The sequence below is a fragment of the Pseudoalteromonas sp. DL-6 genome, from assembly GCF_004328665.1.
Lineage (GTDB): Bacteria > Pseudomonadota > Gammaproteobacteria > Enterobacterales > Alteromonadaceae > Pseudoalteromonas.
This window is the reverse complement of the sequence record NZ_CP019770.1, coordinates 944,773-958,786: the sequence shown is the minus strand read 5'-3', so window position 1 is coordinate 958,786 and position 14,014 is coordinate 944,773. Positions and strand designations below refer to the sequence as shown.

Here is a 14,014-nt window from a genome sequence, read left to right as displayed (position 1 = left end):
TATGAAAACAGAGATTAGTTACCGATTTGAGTCATCACAAGTGGCCAACCGCTTTTTACATGAATTAAAAGATTGGCCAGTCAATGACGTAAAAACACGCCTTTTCAATGGCGGCGACAGCGTTAAAGTAAGCTACGAATATGATGAAAGCGGATTTGATTATACCGTTGCCGAACTTGATGATTTAGCTGAGCAACACGGCGGACAAGAGGTATCGAGTTAAATCGACTTAAACCTAATCTGGTTACGTCCCTCTTTTTTTGCTTGATACAATAACTCATCTGCTGTTTTAATCACCGATTTAGGTTGTATATTTTGCTCAATTATACTGTTTGCATTGATACTCACGCAGCCAATACTAATAGTTAGCTGATTTTGTATATCAGAGCCAATATGATCAATATGTAAATCAATAATGGCGTTTAACAACAAGTTTGATACCTCAACACCTTGTTCATCACTGAGTCGATTAAATAAAAGAATAAACTCTTCGCCACCGTAACGAGCTGCCACCCCCTGATAAAGCAACGCTGTTTTATTTAAAACATTAGCCACTTTTTGCAGTGCGGCATCACCCGCTTGATGGCCATACACATCATTAAATTGTTTAAAGAAATCCACATCAACCAGTAATATCGTTAAAGTACTACATTCATTTTTTGCTTCGCTCCACTGCTGATCAAATATTTCATCAAATGCACGACGATTAAATAAATGAGTGAGCCCATCTATTTTACTAATTCTCTCAAGCTCTTTATTTTTTTCACTTATTTGCATAAACAAAGCGTTAAAACCTTTAATCAGAACTTGCAGCTCTAAAAACTGATTACTCATTCTTAATGGGCTTAACGTGTTACGAAGTAGCATTTTATTTAATGCCTCAGCTCCGCTTATTAAAGGACGAATAAAATAACGATTAATAATAAATAAGCCCAGCAACGAAATAAGCAAAAACATTAATAGTGTTAACAACAAATCACGGTCTAATAAAGTAGGTAGTTGTTGATGATAATGTTTAATATCTATCAGCATAAGTGGCTCATTATTAATGTCGAGTAACACTCTTCGCCTTTGAGTAGCAATTTTACCGCCTTGTAAGCTACCCGTTAATTTTTTTAGGTGCGTATCAAACTGTCCATCGGCTGGAATAGAGTGGGTAAGGTCAACCTGTGACACACTGGCAATTTTTTGTATAAACGATGGGCGTACTTTTCTTATAAAAACCATAGCGCCAATTTGTTCACCCGTGTTATTGGTTTTTCTGATCATATGAGATGCAAACATCACTGGTCCATATTGAGTTTTTAAAAAACCAGAATGTTGTAAGCTGTTATTTTGTGGGGTGATATAGTTGAGAGGTAAAATTGATTTATTTTTTTTGTGTGTTTGTAAGTTAAATTCAGGGGCATCAAAATCATTAACTTGTACATAATTATGTGTTCTAGAGTAAACCAAATTAAAGTTCATATCATAAATAAATACGCCATCAATTTTCAACGATTTAAAGGTATCATCAACAAAGTTTGAGCTAATGTAACGAGAGCCTAGCGTTTGTAAAAACTCATAACTATCGTCCCACACAGCGTAATCATAATTTAGCGTTTTTAAAAATACAAACTCACGGTCTAAGGCAATTTTTACGCTTAGTAACTCTCTGTTTTGGTAATCTTCAATACTTTGCTCAATGTTAGGTAAACTAAAAAAGTAGCGATAACCAACTAGTAAACCAGTGACCATGGTCATTAAAATTAATATGCTTGTTATTACAAAGTATCTAAGTGACATAAGCTCTGTATTTTAGGTACAGCTGCATGTAAGCTTTAAGTTTAAAGCTTACATGCACTTTGTTGAAATAGGTATTACACAACGTATTAAAGACCCCTTATTAACTTCACTTTCAACCTCTATAGTTCCGTTGTGCTCTTTAAGTATGTTGTAAACTATAGCCATTCCCATACCAGTGCCTTGGCCTACGGGTTTAGTAGTAAAGAAAGGATCGAATATTTGTTTAAGTATGTCGCCATCCATCCCACAGCCGTTATCTGCCACCTCAATATAAATATTATTTTTATTAGCAAACAGCTTAATGGTGATTTTTCCCTGCTGATCGAACTGGCTATCACAGGCGTGTTTCGCATTAATTAATAAGTTTACAAATACTTGTTTCATCGATGATAAATTACACTGTGTTAAAGGTATTTTTTCTATATGTAACTCTATAGCACACGTTCCTAACTGGTTGTCGAGTAACTTTAGCGTGCCATTTAATGATTCTGTAATGTCTGCCATTGTTGTTACGTTATCTTTTAGGCTCGCAAAGTCGACAAGGTTGCTAACAATATAAGCGATACGCTCTAAGCCCTCTTGAGTATCATCAACTAAGTCATCTATATCGTCCACAATAAAGCTTAAATCGTTCTCTTGATTGAGCTGAACTAAAATAGACTCTAACTGCGATACTGAAATCGATTTATCTACAAATTGTTGAGCTGCCGTCATTAACGTAACCAACATGGGCTTTATAAATTTTATACTTGCTACATTACTGGTTATATAAGCAAGCGGGTTATTTATTTCGTGGGCCATCCCAGCAGAGAGTGTGCCTAGCGTGGCCATTTTTTCACTTTGCATTAAAGTTATTTGTTGGTTTTTGACCGTTTCGAGCTTTTCTTTCAGCTCTTGATTAGCAATAAATAATGCCCGTGTTTTGTCTTCTAGTAGGGTTTCTAATTGATCTCTGGCTGATTTTTCGCGCAAATACGCTTTTTTATAATTGTAGTCGTCTTCAGCCATGGTGAGTCCCATAGTTTACTTCAATTAAGCACGAATCAAACCCATCATGCATGCACTGAGCATGGTTAAGTTTAACATCGACTCCATAATGAGACGCAGCACCAAAAATAAGCCCTTCAGCGCACATACAAAGCTGTCGCTTAGAGTTGTAGCGCATTAAAATAAACCCGTCTTCAATAATTTGGGCGTCAATTTCAGGTAAATTTGGCTCATGATAAAGCTTAGCTACTTCAACATGAATTACTTTATCAATGCCAATAATAAGATCAGCAAAACAATTAAAGTTAGCAACAATACTAGGATGACGCCCCTTCAAATGAGAGAACAAATACTCTCCAAAGGCCTTTAATACCTCTGGCATAGACATAGAAAGTGCAGTTGCTACATCTTGTGCCAAACCAACTATTTCTTCATCTGGATAACTTTCTGCAGAAATATAAACACGACCTTCAGGTGCATTTTTTTCAAGCAAGTCGTCCCATGCAGCCATGCCACATTTTTCAATAACCAGTGCCTCAAGCCCTCTAAAGATAACGCCTTTCATGCATGTTCCCTCTATTATCACTTTTAGATTGTTAGCTGCGCCTTCAATTAGTTACAAACGCTCGCTACCTTACGGCTCATATTTACACTAGCGTAGTAAGTCTTACTCTGTAAAATGTCAGCATTAAAGTAATAGTAGCTTAGTCGCTTGTAAAACGCCCAAAAAAGTTCGTTATTTGCATGGTCAACATTTAACATTAAGTAAAGTTAAGAAAGCGTGATCACATTCTGCTTTTTACTCTATTAGTGGCAACGCTATTGGCAGGATCGTCTGGCCAAAAATGCTTCGGGTAGCGCCCTTTCATCTCTTTTTGTACCTCGCGGTAACTACTATTCCAAAAATGTGCTAAGTCTTGAGTTAACTGTAGTGAACGCTTACCTGGCGATAACAACTCCATTAGCAATGCTAATTTACCGTTAGCTAACATAGGCGTACTGGTTAAACCATATACTTCTTGCATGCGCACACTAAGCTTGGCGGGGCCATCAAGTTGGTATTCAATCTTTATATTAGAACCACTTGGTACTGTTAGTCTCAGTGGGAGTAAAGATTTAAGCTCGCTTTGCTGTTGCCAATTGAAGCAGTTTTGTAGTGCCTCAAAGTAATTAAACTTTTTAAGCTGCTCAAGGGTTTTAATATCTTCAAGGTATACCCCTAACCAATCACCTGCTGAGTCAATTAGCTGCTGCTGACTAGTAACAGGAAACTGTTCTGGCATCAATTTGCTAGCTAGGCACATTCTAATAAGCAGTTGCTCACTTTCTTTTTGCTCGTTAAACAGTGAAAAGCCCTGTTTGGCAAACAAACTAAGCCATGCCTTGGCCCGTTCTGTTTTATCAAGCTTATGTTTACTTGGTTGGCTACTAAGGGTAATTTCCCTAAGTTTTACTTCATCTTGATGAATAAACCGAGCGGCTTTTTCATCAAACTCGCAGCGGGTCAACTCAGTGAATAAATGCGGTAAATACTCTTTAAGCGCTAATGGATTTAGCGCCGTGGCCGCAAAAATACGTCCGCCTTTATGTCCGCCCATACTGGCAATAGCTATGTATTCGTCATTATGCCAGTAGTCAGGGTTTAGCTCGGCCCCTGCGCCATTTGCTAATAAGTAGCCATTGCCACGTTTTTTAGCGATGCGATCAGGGTAGGCAAGCGATACTAATAAACTTAAATGTTCAGTGTTTAAATCTGTGCCCCTGTCGATAAATTTTAAGCGTTTTAACCAATAACTTAATTGCTGCTTAAACACAGGATGCGGACGCTGCTGTTGACTATGCAGTGCTAGGTTGAGCTCATTGGCAGTGCTAACTCGGCTTTCTAGTAAGGCCACTAAATAAATAGCTAAGCGATAAATCCCACTTAACTGTGGTTCTAACATTTGCGCTTTTAATAACATATGCGCTAAGCGAATATCGGCACCAAAGCCCAACATTTTACTACCCAGCGTAGTGAGCTTACCGTTACTATCTATGGCTTCAAGCATAGATAATAAATTAGTAGCTTGGCTGGATTGTTGCTCACTCGGCGGGTCAAGTAAGGTGAGTTCACTAATACTTGCGCCCCACTGCTTCGCCTCAAGCATCAGTTGGCTAATATCTGAGGTAAGAATATCAGGGTTATCGTGGCTGTTTCGTCTTTCAAAAGTTTGTTTGGAACCTAACCGATACACAACCCCTGGTTCTATTCGTCCTGCACGCCCTGCGCGTTGTACTGCCGATGAACGCGATATACTTTGCGTAGTGAGCTCAGTGACACCGGTTTTTAAATTAAAGCTGGCTGCACGGCGCTTGCCGCTATCAACAACAATTCTAATACCTTCAATGGTTAAACTTGTTTCGGCAACATTGGTCGTTAATACTACTTTTCTCATCCCTTGAGGCGCTGGTGCAATTGCTGCTTGTTGATTGGCTTTATCTTGTTCGCCAAATAATGTGGCAACAATACAATCATTGGGCAAGTCGCTCAGCGCTTGCTGCACTCGCAGTATTTCACGCTGGCCGGGTAAAAATACCAGCGCACTGCCTGTTTGCTCATTGAGTGCTTGTTTTATTATTGGTGGAATAGCATCAAGCCAGCGGCTTTCATCTTTTATTGGGCAATATATTTCGTCAATGGGGTAACTTCGCCCGTTTGATTGAATTACTGGGCAATTAAAAAACCCAGTGTAGCGTTCGCTATCAAGGGTGGCCGACATCAACATAATGGTTAAATCTTCACGCAGTGCCGCTTGCGATTCTAAAGCAAAAGCCAGTGCGGTATCTGCTGCGATGGAACGCTCATGAAACTCATCAAAAATAAGTAAATCAACATCATTAAGCTCAGGATCATTTTGTAACATGCGCGTAAGCATGCCTTCGGTAACTATTTCAAGGCGAGTTTGTGTGCTGACTTTACTTTCACCTCGCACCCGTAAACCGACACTTTGCCCTAGCGTTTCATTTTGGCAGTGCGCTAAATAGTTAGCAATATTTCTTGCAGCCAAGCGCCGCGGCTCTAACATGACGATGTGCTTATAATGCCCATCGCGCATAAGCTGTAATGGCAACCATGTTGATTTACCAGCACCAGGCGGCGCTTGCAGTAAGGTGATTGGGTTGGCTTTTAAAGCATCAATGAGTGAAGTATATATTTCTTGAACCGGCAGCACGCTATTTACCCTAAATTACTTTGCCGCCATTGTAGCAAAAATTAGCAGTTATTTATGCAGAGTACGACTATGTGCTTGGCTGATCATTTCATCTAACGTTTTAGCCTCTTGCTGCTGCGCTTTATTTTGATCAGCACGATGCCTATTACTCACTATCCCTTCTATGCCTTTGGTGAAGCTCATTTGCTTAAAACAAGCTTGCTGCTGACGTAATTCATCTTGCTGTGAATCATCAATGCGCGCTTGTTGCTGCGTCGATAAGCCAGACAAAATACGCTTCATCCCTGATAAATTTTGTAAGCTCAGCGCCGAGCTCATTTGCTGGTTTTTATCCATACTGTTTATGTGCTGCTGAAGCTGCGATAAGCGTTGCTGCTCTAGGTTACTTCTTTGTTGCAACTGAGTTTGCTCGGCCAGCATTTTATCTAATTTTTGTTGTTGTAATCCTAAAAATTTATTAAGCATTCAGTTTACCCATCACTGCATTTAATTGAGTTATTGACTGTGAAAAATCCACTTGTTCGTTCAACCCTTGGCATAGAAATGATTCGATTTGTGGGTACAAATTTACCGCACTATCGAGTTCCGGATCTTTACCTGCTTGATACGCCCCTAAAGGAATAAGCTCATGCACTTGCATATAGCGGCTATAAAGCTTTTTCAATTTATAACAAAAGCTTAGCTGCTCATCACTTACTATATTTGGCATTACTCGGCTAATCGATGAACCAATATTAATCGCCGGATAGTGGCCCTTTTCTGCTAAGGTGCGATCCAATACTATATGGCCATCAAGAATTGCTCGGGCGTTATCGGCTATTGGATCTTGTTGATCATCGCCTTCAGCTAATACTGTATAAATGGCGGTCATGCTGCCTTTGCTTTTTTCACTATTACCCGAACTCTCGACCAGTTGAGTCAATTTACTAAATACCGATGGCGGGTATCCTTTGGATGCAGGCAGCTCACCTACCGATAAACCAATTTCTCGCTGTGCTTGCGCATAACGGGTTAATGAGTCCATCAACAGCAATACATTTGAATTTTTATCTCTAAAATAGGCCGCCAATTTATGGCTAAGCTCGGCCGCCTTAATACGCAATAAGGGAGAATCGTCTGCTGGCGATGCTATTACAATGGCTTTTTTTAAGCCTTCTTTACCAAGGCTTTGCTCAATAAAATCTTTTACCTCCCAACCACGCTCACCGACAAGGCTTACAATAACCACATCGGCAGAGGTAAAGCGGGTCATCATGCCAAGCAACTTACTTTTACCTACACCCGAACCTGCAAATAGCCCTAAACGCTGGCCTTTTCCCACACTAAATAAGCTATTAATGGCGCGAATACCCACATCTAACGGCTCGATAACGCCTTTGCGCTCCAGCGGCGTTAAAGAATAATCGTTACCCAATTTACTGGCGTTTTTTGTGCTGTCTTGTTCAAGTGGGCCTAAGTTATCAATCGGCTGCATTTGCGCATCGAGCACACGCCCTAATAACTTTTCAGAAATAGCCACATGAGTGTTTTTTATAACTGGCCTAACGCGTCCACCTGAATATAAATTTTGTATTTTTTTCAGGGGCATTAAATAGGCTTCATCTTGATTAAAACCTACTACTTCAGCGTCATACCAGTGGCCATCAACACTTTCTACTTGGTATTTTTCACCCATAGCAAATTGCCCACCGGTAGCGGTAAGCGTTAAACCATTAACTCGTGTTAAGCGGCCATAGCTTTTAACTAATTCAGGCGGGGTTAGCGCTGTCAGCGCAGACTTTAAGCAAGTATGAAGTGGGTTAGTCATGCGGTTGCGCTTTTAAAATTTCAGGTATCACTTCATCCAAAAGGCTTTGTAATCGCTCTGAAAAAGAAAATCGATGTGTTTGTTGCTCTGCCACCAATTCAACATCGCCACTGCTTAGAGCTTCGTCAAAATAAGTCGGCACCGAAAACTCAGCTAAACGTGCATCATCAAAACAGTGACGATCAGAGCCTGCGAACATAATTTTAGTTATTACATCACGGTCGCTAAGTAAGGAAATAGCTTTTTCAATCAACTGAGTACGTATTTCGGGGCGTACTTTTAGCTCACAGTCGATAACTTGCTCAGCCAAGGTGCTTATCATTAAGGCAAGGTCTTGTTTAAACTCATCATTAAAGTTAAGTAGCTCATTATTAGCTTTATCAAATAAAGTGTTAAAACGTTCAATAAGCTGTGTTTTTTGCGCTTCAAGACGTTCAGCAACCCGTAGCTCTATTTGTTGCTCCATTTGCTGCTCTAATTCACTTTGCTTATCGGCTGCCCCCTGCGCAAGACCTTTTTCAAAGCCCTGTTGCAAACCAAAACGCTGAGCAGCATCTAAACGCTCTTGCAGCGTTTGATGTTGCTCATTTTTATTTAAAGTGGGAAACCTAAATACTTGACTCATAGTTAGCCTGCGGTCTCTTCTTCAAATAAGCGATATTCAATATCACCTTGTTTGCTCATGTCTCTTACTATCGACATAATTTCTTTTCTGGCGGCAATCACTTTGCTCAGTGGTTGCGCGCTTAAACCATCAATTTGTTGTTGGTACACCTGCGCTAAACGTTTAGGTAATGCACCTAAAACACGCGCTAAAAACTCACTGTTTACACCCTTTAACGACATCGTCCATAACTCATCTGGAATGTCATTAAGCAACAAGGTTAGTGTCTCGTCTGTTTGCTTAATTAAGCCATCAAAGTCGTACATTTTCTCTTGTATTTCATCAGCTACGTTAGTGTTATGTTTTTTCATTAGTTCGATAATTTGGCTCTTATTACCGTTGTAACGATTCATAATTTCTACCGCTTTATCGACACCATTCACTTGTGCACCTACTTGGCGGCCAACAAATTCAATACACGATTCAAGCGTTAAACGCACATCATCAATAACGTGTTCGCTCACTTCACGAAGGCTGGCAATACGATACAGTAAATCATCATGCTTCGATTCTGGAAACAGTACAATAATGGCTGAGGCTTGCTCTGGGGGTAAAAAGGCCAAAAACAGCGCTTGCATTTGCACATGTTCCTGATCTAAAAAGCGTACAATAAGCTCTGGCGGGATCCACTCTAAACGACGTAAATCGTCATTCATTGCACCACCATAAATATCATCAAGCATAGTTTTGGCAAGCTTACGGCCGACAGCTTTATCAAGTGCTCGCTCTAAATACACACGCGACGCGCCATTGACGCCACTTTCATTGCGGTAGCAATCAAAAAATTCACTCAAGGTGCCTGCAACATCCTGTTGAGTAACGTTTGAAATTTTAGCCATGCGCTCAGAAATAGCCTGTACTTCACGGCGGCCTAATTTACGAATAACACTGGCGGCATTTTCCTCGCCCATACTTAGCAATAAAATAGCGGCGCGATCTAACGCCGGTAATTGTGAGCCTTTATCAAGCTTTTCTTGATTCAATTTCAACTCCTTGTTCTACCCAATATTTTATTACCGACGTAACACGCTCGGTTTCTTTGTTAGCAAGTAACTGCATGTGCGCTATTTGTTCTTCAAAGTCATTGCCTATTTGCGGTAACGACATATTTTGATGTTCGCTTGCGCCCTCTTTGCCGGTTAAGTTTTCTATTTGCGATTTAGCATTAATGGCATCATCAAGCGGACTGCTTTGTCTTTCTGTTGTAGAGGCTGATTTAACCTCATTATCAGCGGTTGCCATGGCATTGTTTGCTTCGTTACTTTTACCTTTTATTAAGTGATTAACTAAAGGGCGCACACCAAATAAAATCAGCAATAAACTAATTAAAGTACCCACAATATAACGGGCATACTCTTTAAGCTCAGGCATTTGCCACCATTCAAGACCTTCACCTGGGGCTAGTATTTTTTGTTCTAAAAAGGCAAAACTAGTAATGTTGAATTGATCGCCGCGTGCGTCGTTAAACCCCGTGGCCTTTTTTACCATTTCACCTAATGAGACGAGCTTTTCTTCGCTCCAGCCATCAGCTGTTCCAGCTACTTGCTCATTAATAAGTACCGATAAGCTCATGTTTTTAATGCGGCCTACTTCAAATTGGGTATGAGTTACCGAGCGACCATTTTCAAACTGTCGTTTACTCTCATTTCGTTGTGAAGTTCGCTCGTTGTTTTCATCTTCAGCTTGTTCGTTAGGCACAGGTGGCTCATTAGCTAAAGAGCCCGGAATACCAGCCGCCAGCTGATCTAGGGTGCTATCAGATTTAATAAACTCTTGTGTTAATACATTTTGTGGGTCAACCATTTCACGTGTTTCTTCAACCACACTAAAATCAACATCACTAGAAACCTGAATTCTAAAATTACCTTCACCCAAAATTGGCAACAACATAATAGAGGCGCGTTGCTCTATGTTGCGCTCAACTTTTTCAATAAAGGCGAGCTTTTTATCGGTTTCTTTGCCTACTGGGGTGGTATCAAATAAGTCGCCGCTGAGTAATTTACCACGCTGATCCACCACCGACACAGAACGAGAATCAAGCCCAGGCACACTGCCAATAATCAGTGCAATAATGGCTTCCACTTGCTCTGGTTTAAGTTCGTGTCCTGGCGCTAAATCAACCATCACAGACGCTGCGGTTTTTTGCTCAGTACGACCAACAAACAAGCTACGCTTAGGGACTGCCAAGTGCACCCGCGCATTGCGTATGCCTTGCATGTTAATAATGGTGCGTGCCAACTCACCTTCCAAGGCATGCTGGTATTGCATAGATTCGATAAATTGACTGGTGCCCATAGACACTTTGTCGCTAATATTCTCAATACCCTCAGGCATAGAGGCTTTTATTCCTCTGGCCGCAAGCGTGATTCGCGCATCAGCCAATTTTTCTTGCGGCACTAAAATATTACCGCTATCGGTATCGATGCGGAACGTGATTTGTTCTTTATCTAAAATTTCTAAAATATTGGCTTTATCGTAGCTTTCTTGATTACCGTAAAGCGGTACGTAGTTTTTAGCCGAGGTCCATAAAATAAGGACTATAGTAGCCGCTACTAATGTCGCTAGTAGAGCAATGGTCGCGACACTTCTGTCACCTGAGTTGCCGAAGTTTAATTTGTTGGAGAGATTAACCACTCTTTCTTTTAGGTTGCTCTCATTTTGCTCAGGTACTTTTGCTAATTCTCCTTTCATATTAGCCTCTACAGTGACATGCGCATGACATCATCAATGCCATTGAGCACTTTATTGCGCATTTCCATCAGCATAGAAAAACTAAGCCCCGCTTTTTGACTGGCGATCATCGCACCTACCACATCTTCACTTTCACCAGTATCAACGGCTTTAACCATTTCACCGGCAATATTTTGTTGGGCGTTGATAGAGCGAATAACATGCTTAAAGTCTTCACTAATATTTACATTTTGATTACTGATAGCAGCCGGCTCTATGCTCTCTGGACCTGCAATTTTTTGCATGTCCATCATTTTGCCCAGCATCATTTGTTGACTTTCAATTGGCGACATTCTTTTTTTCCTTCAAATTATGCAATTGCATCAATATCAATACCGCATTCACGCATAGCGGCAATTTTGTATCTTAATGCTCGGGTAGTTACGCCAAGCGCCTGTGCTGTTTGGGTACGGTGTCCTTTAAATCGACTCAATAAACTGTATATGTAATCAAACTCAGCCTGCTTTTTATTCTCTTTTAACTGGGTGGCACAAAAAGCCGCAGCCGCAGGTGAACATTGCGGTAAATTTAAATCTTCAGCCTGAATTTCAACACCTCTGGCCATCACTAATGCACGTTGAATCACGTTTTCAATTTCCCGTACATTGCCCGGCCAGTTGTAACAAAGCATCACATCTTCTGCTTGTTTACTAATATGGAACTCAGAGTTGCCATATTTTTTGATAAAGTGGTAAGCCAATGGAATGATGTCATCAACACGATCCCGAAGTGCAGGCCAACTAAGCGGTAATACATCTAAACGATAAAATAAATCTTCACGAAATGTGCCTTGCTCAACTTGCTCACGCAATACACGGTTAGAGGCAGCAATAATGCGTATATCTAATTTTATTTTTTGATGACTACCGAGTCTTTCAACTTCGCGCTCTTGCAATACCCGCAGTAACTTAGCTTGTAAATCCAGTGGTAGCTCGGTAATTTCATCCAGTAAAATAGTACCGCCATTGGCCAGTTCAAATTTACCTGGCTGAGCATTCACTGCGCCGGTAAACGCGCCTTTATTAAAACCAAATAACATGGCTTCAAGCATATTTTCAGGAATAGCGGCACAGTTAACCGCAATAAATGGCTTATCTCTTCGCTCTGAAGCTTTATGAATAAAGTGCGCTAACTTCTCTTTACCTGTTCCCGATTCGCCGGTGATTAACACCCCTGCGGCGGTTTGAGCTGCGCGATTAGCTAAACGCAGTACTTGTTGTGACTTAGTTGAAACAGCGATTAAATCTTCAAACCCATGCTTCATTGAATCAGTGTTTCTGATTGTTTTTTTAAGCTGCTCAGCAAAGAAAGGTTTTAATAAGTAATCAACAGCGCCACCATTATTAATTGTTTTTGAAGCAATTTCACTTTGTGAAGAATCGACTAACGTCACAATTTGCGAAGTGGGGCATGTTTTACGCAGTAATTTTACTAATTCAACCAGTTCGAGTTGTTGAGTATCCGCATCAACAAACACAAGCTCTGGCTTACTTATAAGGCAGTGGCTAACCGCATCGCTGATGGAGTTTGTATGCAGAAACTTAAAATTTTCGGCAAATACAACTTGCTGAATCTCAGGCGTTGGCTGCTGCTCACTGATCCATAAAAGGTATCTTTGACTCATATTTTTCCTTTGCAGTGCAATTAACTTGAGTGTCGGAAAAGACGAACTAAAACACGGCGATTAGACGATGCGCCCTGCTCCGAGTTTTTTATAATGGGATAACGTTGACCATGCGCTCTTACTTCTAACATGTCTTTGGGTAATCCAAATTCAATGAGTCTGGCAGCTACGTCATCTGCTCTTTCTTTTGAAAGCAACCGATTTGACAGCGGCGAGCCCGTATTATCTGTGTGGCCATCAACTAGCACTTTACTTACGCGACTGTCTAAAGAAATGTAACGCACTAAATCTTTTAAAAATTTAAGATCTTTAGCCGTTGTTACTGTGCGCTGCCCACTGGCAAACTGTAATTGATGATCGCGTGCTTGCTCCCAAGAAAGCGGCGATAAATTAGCTAAACACTGTTGATAATCGGCAACTATTTCATCGCTATGGGTATTAGTAAAGGTCAGGCGAAGTTGTTCATCACCAAAGCTTATAACGCTGTCTAACCAACCGCCCTGCTTAATGACGCGAAGTAATGGGGTCATATCTGAAGAAAATTGCACCTTGTTATCTTCAACGTTGGTGGATACAAAATTAACGGCAGTAAGAACGGTATTGGCTGATTGCCAATCCGCTTTACGGGATAAAACGTGTAAACCTATTATTGGCTTATCTTGTAAAAGCCAAGTGAATTCCAATTGTTGTGTTTGTGCTGGGAGGGTTTTTACTTCAAGTAGCGCATAATTTTCAAAGCGCTGTTTAAGTGAGCAAGCAAACGGGTTGCTATTTACTGACCAGGTAGAATTTTCGTAACTTTGTACCAGGTTTTGCTCTATTGCATGCCCCTGCGGCAACATAAACACAGCACAGGGCAATGCGAATTTAATAAGCTGAGTTAATCTATTCATGTATATTCCGTATAAAGTTAAATAGAACAATTAAGTTTTTTAAATCAATAGCGAAATACAACAAATACAAACACAGTATTAATGAATATCACTAAGTTAATGTAACCCCACGATCATAGCAATTGCCTTAGACTGGGAGCTTTGCGTCCTATGCTTTCGCATAGTTTGCCATTTAATTTACTTAAGCATTATTTTAAACCAACATAAAAACTAGTAACTATGTACAATAAAAACAACAGACTATAGTTAAATATCATTAAATGCAAATATAACCCTATAAAATTCATAGTCAGTTCATTTTATGCTCATTTT

13 protein-coding genes and 1 riboswitch are annotated in these 14,014 nt (G+C 40.4%); of the genes, 1 reads left to right on the top strand and 12 read right to left on the bottom strand.

Annotated elements, in window-relative coordinates; all coding sequences use genetic code 11:
- Nucleotide 1 precedes the first annotated feature (1 nt).
- Entirely contained in the window at nt 2-223 is a 222-nt protein-coding gene (locus tag B1F84_RS04470) for a hypothetical protein (protein ID WP_008108632.1), read from the top strand.
- Here the strand turns inward: B1F84_RS04470 and B1F84_RS04465 are convergent.
- The 12 genes from B1F84_RS04465 to B1F84_RS04410 form a co-directional block, all read right to left on the bottom strand.
- A complete protein-coding gene (locus B1F84_RS04465; protein ID WP_240702012.1) occupies nt 220-1,785 on the bottom strand; it encodes a diguanylate cyclase in 1,566 nt (521 codons plus the stop codon). The genes B1F84_RS04470 and B1F84_RS04465 overlap by 4 nt on opposite strands.
- A gap of 48 nt (nt 1,786-1,833) precedes the next feature.
- Complete coding sequence (locus tag B1F84_RS04460) at nt 1,834-2,793, bottom strand: ATP-binding protein (RefSeq protein WP_131690693.1); 960 nt, start codon at nt 2,791-2,793, stop codon at nt 1,834-1,836.
- A complete protein-coding gene (locus tag B1F84_RS04455) occupies nt 2,786-3,337 on the bottom strand; it encodes a heme NO-binding domain-containing protein (protein WP_131690692.1) in 552 nt (183 codons plus the stop codon). The genes B1F84_RS04460 and B1F84_RS04455 overlap by 8 nt, the downstream gene beginning before the upstream one ends.
- A gap of 220 nt (nt 3,338-3,557) precedes the next feature.
- Nucleotides 3,558-5,984 carry an ATP-dependent helicase HrpB gene (gene hrpB, locus B1F84_RS04450; RefSeq protein WP_131690691.1) on the bottom strand — a complete coding sequence of 809 codons (2,427 nt, stop codon included), beginning with the start codon at nt 5,982-5,984 and terminating at the stop codon, nt 3,558-3,560.
- Nucleotides 5,985-6,032: 48 nt separating this feature from the next.
- The gene (locus B1F84_RS04445) at nt 6,033-6,449 is read right to left on the bottom strand and encodes a hypothetical protein (RefSeq protein WP_010391201.1); all 417 of its coding nucleotides are present in this window, start codon (nt 6,447-6,449) and stop codon (nt 6,033-6,035) included.
- The gene (locus B1F84_RS04440) at nt 6,442-7,791 is read right to left on the bottom strand and encodes a FliI/YscN family ATPase (RefSeq protein ID WP_131690690.1); all 1,350 of its coding nucleotides are present in this window, start codon (nt 7,789-7,791) and stop codon (nt 6,442-6,444) included. Before B1F84_RS04440 ends, B1F84_RS04445 begins: the two co-directional genes overlap by 8 nt.
- A complete protein-coding gene (locus B1F84_RS04435; RefSeq protein WP_131690689.1) occupies nt 7,784-8,416 on the bottom strand; it encodes a FliH/SctL family protein in 633 nt (210 codons plus the stop codon). Before B1F84_RS04435 ends, B1F84_RS04440 begins: the two co-directional genes overlap by 8 nt.
- A 2-nt stretch (nt 8,417-8,418) precedes the next feature.
- The gene (locus tag B1F84_RS04430; RefSeq protein ID WP_010391197.1) at nt 8,419-9,438 is read right to left on the bottom strand and encodes a FliG C-terminal domain-containing protein; all 1,020 of its coding nucleotides are present in this window, start codon (nt 9,436-9,438) and stop codon (nt 8,419-8,421) included.
- The gene (gene fliF / locus B1F84_RS04425; protein WP_131690688.1) at nt 9,419-11,146 is read right to left on the bottom strand and encodes a flagellar basal-body MS-ring/collar protein FliF; all 1,728 of its coding nucleotides are present in this window, start codon (nt 11,144-11,146) and stop codon (nt 9,419-9,421) included. The genes B1F84_RS04430 and fliF overlap by 20 nt, the downstream gene beginning before the upstream one ends.
- Before the next feature lie 8 nt (nt 11,147-11,154).
- Entirely contained in the window at nt 11,155-11,478 is a 324-nt protein-coding gene (locus B1F84_RS04420) for a flagellar hook-basal body complex protein FliE (RefSeq protein ID WP_010391195.1), read from the bottom strand.
- A 17-nt stretch (nt 11,479-11,495) separates the two neighbouring features.
- Nucleotides 11,496-12,809 carry a sigma-54 dependent transcriptional regulator gene (locus B1F84_RS04415; RefSeq protein ID WP_131690687.1) on the bottom strand — a complete coding sequence of 438 codons (1,314 nt, stop codon included), beginning with the start codon at nt 12,807-12,809 and terminating at the stop codon, nt 11,496-11,498.
- A gap of 20 nt (nt 12,810-12,829) precedes the next feature.
- Nucleotides 12,830-13,702, bottom strand: coding sequence for an OmpA family protein (locus B1F84_RS04410; protein WP_131690686.1), 873 nt, complete (start codon nt 13,700-13,702; stop codon nt 12,830-12,832).
- A gap of 97 nt (nt 13,703-13,799) precedes the next feature.
- A riboswitch (cyclic di-GMP riboswitch) is annotated at nt 13,800-13,882 on the bottom strand.
- Nucleotides 13,883-14,014 lie beyond the last annotated feature (132 nt).

Coding starts and splice junctions, on each gene's coding strand:
- B1F84_RS04470 (WP_008108632.1), top strand. CDS start 2: ATGAAAACAGAGATTAGTTACCGATTTGAGTCATCACAAGTGGCCAAC.
- B1F84_RS04465 (WP_240702012.1), bottom strand. CDS start 1,785: ATGTCACTTAGATACTTTGTAATAACAAGCATATTAATTTTAATGACC.
- B1F84_RS04460 (WP_131690693.1), bottom strand. CDS start 2,793: ATGGCTGAAGACGACTACAATTATAAAAAAGCGTATTTGCGCGAAAAA.
- B1F84_RS04455 (WP_131690692.1), bottom strand. CDS start 3,337: ATGAAAGGCGTTATCTTTAGAGGGCTTGAGGCACTGGTTATTGAAAAA.
- B1F84_RS04445 (WP_010391201.1), bottom strand. CDS start 6,449: ATGCTTAATAAATTTTTAGGATTACAACAACAAAAATTAGATAAAATG.
- B1F84_RS04440 (WP_131690690.1), bottom strand. CDS start 7,791: ATGACTAACCCACTTCATACTTGCTTAAAGTCTGCGCTGACAGCGCTA.
- B1F84_RS04435 (WP_131690689.1), bottom strand. CDS start 8,416: ATGAGTCAAGTATTTAGGTTTCCCACTTTAAATAAAAATGAGCAACAT.
- fliF (WP_131690688.1), bottom strand. CDS start 11,146: ATGAAAGGAGAATTAGCAAAAGTACCTGAGCAAAATGAGAGCAACCTA.
- B1F84_RS04420 (WP_010391195.1), bottom strand. CDS start 11,478: ATGTCGCCAATTGAAAGTCAACAAATGATGCTGGGCAAAATGATGGAC.
- B1F84_RS04415 (WP_131690687.1), bottom strand. CDS start 12,809: ATGAGTCAAAGATACCTTTTATGGATCAGTGAGCAGCAGCCAACGCCT.
- B1F84_RS04410 (WP_131690686.1), bottom strand. CDS start 13,702: ATGAATAGATTAACTCAGCTTATTAAATTCGCATTGCCCTGTGCTGTG.